Origin of the sequence: Dolichospermum sp. UHCC 0352, assembly GCF_009711925.1 — a bacterium.
GTDB lineage: Bacteria > Cyanobacteriota > Cyanobacteriia > Cyanobacteriales > Nostocaceae > Dolichospermum > Dolichospermum lemmermannii.
Genome location: NZ_VIKY01000150.1, coordinates 1 through 3,942 on the forward strand (window position 1 = coordinate 1; position 3,942 = coordinate 3,942).

Annotated in this window: 3 protein-coding genes; 2 read left to right on the top strand and 1 reads right to left on the bottom strand. The window is 37.3% G+C overall.

Annotation, left to right across the window (positions count from 1 at the left end; all coding sequences use genetic code 11):
* The first annotated feature begins 55 nt into the window (after window positions 1-55).
* Window positions 56-1,348, top strand: a complete 1,293-nt coding sequence (locus FJR06_RS10340; protein WP_015079965.1) for an FGGY-family carbohydrate kinase — start codon at window positions 56-58, stop codon at window positions 1,346-1,348.
* A gap of 71 nt (window positions 1,349-1,419) precedes the next feature.
* A complete protein-coding gene (locus tag FJR06_RS10345) occupies window positions 1,420-2,121 on the top strand; it encodes a hypothetical protein (RefSeq protein ID WP_371723769.1) in 702 nt (233 codons plus the stop codon).
* A gap of 3 nt (window positions 2,122-2,124) precedes the next feature.
* On the opposite strand, the gene FJR06_RS10350 is transcribed toward FJR06_RS10345, so the two are convergent.
* On the bottom strand, window positions 2,125-3,468 hold the full coding sequence (locus FJR06_RS10350; RefSeq protein WP_168651379.1) for a protein kinase: 1,344 nt from the start codon (window positions 3,466-3,468) through the stop codon (window positions 2,125-2,127).
* Window positions 3,469-3,942 lie beyond the last annotated feature (474 nt).

Here is a 3,942-nt window from a genome sequence, read left to right on the forward strand (position 1 = left end):
TCTCCAAATGCTTCGCCCGTACAGTTGTTAGGAAGTTTCCCTATTCCCTTAATTTATGACTTTATCGCTTGGTATTGACTTTGGTACTTCTGGCGCACGGGGTGTGGTAATTGATGAAGAAGGTCGGATTCTGTCCGAAATGCGCCATTGTTGGCAGGTTGGGACTGTTGATTGGGTTCAATGTTGGCAACAGGCTTTATGGAGTCTATTAGGGCAAATTCCGGGGGTGTTAAGGGGGGAAATCGGAGCGATCGCTATTAATGGGACTTCTTCCACTATTTTACTGACTGATGGGGCTGGAAAGCCTGTGGACGCGCCACTATTGTACAATGATGGTCGGGGTGCAGTGGTTTTAGAACGATTGAGCAGGATTGCGCCAGCAAATCACACTGTATTAAGTGCTACATCTAGTCTAGCGAAACTCCTCTGGATGCAAGAATTACCTTCCTTTGCAAAAGCCAGATATTTATTGCATCAAGCCGATTGGCTGGGATTTCTCTTGCATGGAAAGTTAGGTATTAGCGATTACCACAACGCCTTAAAATTGGGTTATGACGTGGAAAAATTGCAATATCCAGCATGGTTGGAACAGCTAGAAATTCCCCTCCAGTTACCGCAAGTCTTAGCGCCGGGTACAGCCATTGGTGAATTACTTCCCCAGATTGCGGCCGATTTTGGCTTTAAAGGCGATTGTTTAGTGGTTGCTGGCACAACAGATAGTATTGCGGCTTTTCTAGCCAGTGGAGCTAAATTTCCGGGGGAAGCGGTAACTTCGCTGGGTTCAACTTTGGTACTAAAACTTTTAAGTCGGCATAGAATCGAAGATGCGCGATATGGAATTTATAGCCATCGTTTAGGAGATTTGTGGTTGACTGGAGGTGCATCTAATACGGGTGGTGCTATTTTGAAACATTTTTTCAGCGATGTTGAGTTGGTGAGGTTAAGTGCGGAAATTGATCCAACTCAAGCCAGTGTGTTAGATTATTATCCATTATTGAAACCAGGCGATCGCTTTCCCATTAATGATCCCCAATTATTACCCAGACTAGAACCACGTCCAGATCAACCTCAAGAATTTCTACATGGTTTATTAGAAAGTATGGCTAGAATAGAAACTAGAGGATATGAACTATTACAAAATCTAGGTGCAGATCCTTTAACTCATATTTATACTGCCGGTGGTGGTGCTGCTAATTCTACTTGGACATCTATTCGTCAACGTTGTTTAAAAGTACCAATTGTTTCATCAATTAATACAGAAGCAGCTTATGGAACGGCACTTTTGGCAATGGGGAATAAATTAATAGAAAAACGAACCACAGAGGACACAGAGGACGCGGAGGAATGAGGAGGGAAAGAATTATTTATAAGTTGTAAAGTTAAGTTTAATTCAGTATTCAATTGTTAATTTATATGGTTATGAATCTAATCACTAAGCTAGTTTCCCAAATGTATAACAATTTCAAGTTTCCGCAAATCTTGGTCTTTGGTTTGATTATTACCAGCTTGTTTGCCTGTGGTTTAGATGTCACTGAAAATAGTACATCTGCAAATGCTAAAAATCCCGAACAGTCACAATTAAACCAAAATACTTTACCTAAATCTATTTCTCAAAAATTGCTAAGGGATGCTGCTAGAGTTTCTGGGGTGAAAGTTTCTAATTTGCAAATTACTCAAGTTACATCTACTATTTTTAGCAATCCCTGTAATTTTCAATTTGGGGAAGTTTGCACAAGGGAATATAATCCTATTCCCGGTTGGATTGTAATTGTGCAAGTCAAAGAACAATCTTGGACTTATCATGTGAATAAATCCGGTTCACAAATTCTTCTAGATCCGAAAATTAGCAGTAATCAATTACCGAAAAAAATTGCTAATGCGGTTTTGAGTAATGCTTCTAAACGTTCTGGTTTAGCAGTAAGTTCTTTGAAAATTACCCAGTCAATTCAGAAAACTTTTAGTAATTCCTGCGTTTTTAATTTTGGTGAAGTCTGCACCCAGAATTTTGCTCCCATTAAAGGTTGGGAAGTAATTGTCAAAGTTAAAAGCCAGTTTTGGACTTATCATGTAGATATCACTGGTACACGCATTGTTTTAGATCCTCAAGTTACTAAGATTTAAGAATCAAACACATTTTAACAACGCTGCTTTAAACTCAGCCGCAGTTTGAAAATAAATTTTTGGCTTTTCTGTTAAAGCCAAATCTATCACTTCTGCTAATTTTTCAGGAATACTACTATCACGTTGACGAATGGGGACAGCCTCATTTCTTAGCACACAAGTCCAAGGTTCACCGACAAAATCACGGGGGAAATATCCCGTTAATATATTATATAAACAAGCAGCACTTGCCCACACATCAACCTCTGGTAAGGAATTTTTTAAATCTAGTAATTGTTGACGACACATAAACGCAGGAGTCCCCATTTTCGCACCTGTGAAAGTGTGTCCACTTAAACCTGCTAAATCAAAAGCTTTGGATAATCCATAATCTCCTATTTTCGCCACCATTTTACCGTTGATATTGGTGATAAAAATATTATTCGGTTTTAAATCTCGATGTACTAAACCTTTTCCTTTTCCTAGTCTTCCGTCTGCTAATTTCACACAAGGAACTTCAACATTATGGGTATAGATTAACCCGTCGAGAACTTGCAGAATAATATCAACAGCTATATTAACAGGTAAACGTCCTCCTAATTTCTCCATCAAATCCCAAACATCCCCACCTTCGCAATATTCCATTGTGAAGAAAAAGGTATTTTCTGCATAGCCATGATCTAACATTTTCACCACATGAGGATGTTGTAAATATTTAGTGTTTTCTGTTTCTCGCAAAAACATTTTTACACCCAGTTCTTTAGCCGCGACTTTAGGCAACATTAACTTTAGTGCTACCCGTTTTCTAGTGGGGATATGTTCAGCTAAAAATACTTCTCCACATCCACCTTCACCTAAAGATTTTATAATCTGATAATTAGAAATTTTCTGGAGATTTTGATTACCTTGATTTGCTAAATTTAGGAGATTTTTAATAATTTCAAAAAAGTTCGGTTTATTATTTTCTTGTTCGACTGGAATATAAGGAGTTTTCTGTTTTTCCAGTTCTATTTCTGTACTAATATCAAAAATAATATCTCCTACCGCTACCTGATCATTATTGACTAAATCATATTCGGGAAAAATTGCCTTTAATGCTTCTTCTGGAGATTCACCCGCTTTCCTTTGTCCGATTTTTTTACCATTAACAATCGTACCGTTTAAACTCCCTAAATCACGGATTCTCATTTCAGGAGGATTGATATCTAATAAGCAATGATAGCGGGAAACTGTCATATCAATATTATCAGCAATTTGCAAATTGCAATCTTCACCTCTGCCGATAATACAAGTGCTGCGGCTATCAAATATATATTGTTTTCCTGAAAGTTTCCCTGTAGTAATGGTGAGGGTAACGGTAGATGGCATTTTTTATAGTTGATTATTTAAGTTTTCCATAAATATTATAGTAGGGTTGTGCTTTTTTTGTTCAACCGATTTAGATCCCCGACTTCTAAATTAAATATTGATAAATCACAACATTAATCAAAGAAGTCGGGGATCTTGTTATTAAGATATAAGTTATTTGTATGGGATTTTGGCAAAAAAGAACATTCTCAATTATTGGGGGTTTATTCTCATTATTATTGAGAATTTTATCAATAATCTAACGAGTTTTGGTAATTTCAGCTAGGGGGGTTGACAGTGTTCCGAGTTTCGGGTATGCTTATGATATGAGTGGGAAAGTGTGCGCCCATATATAGAGTTTTTATTTATCAAGATAATTATTTCCCCAATAAATCCCTCCAAGCAGGGAAATAAGAAAATAAAATTTGTCCTCATAACCAAAATACCAAGACGTTATCTCGTATCTGAGAATGAAGATGCAATTACAGTAGATGG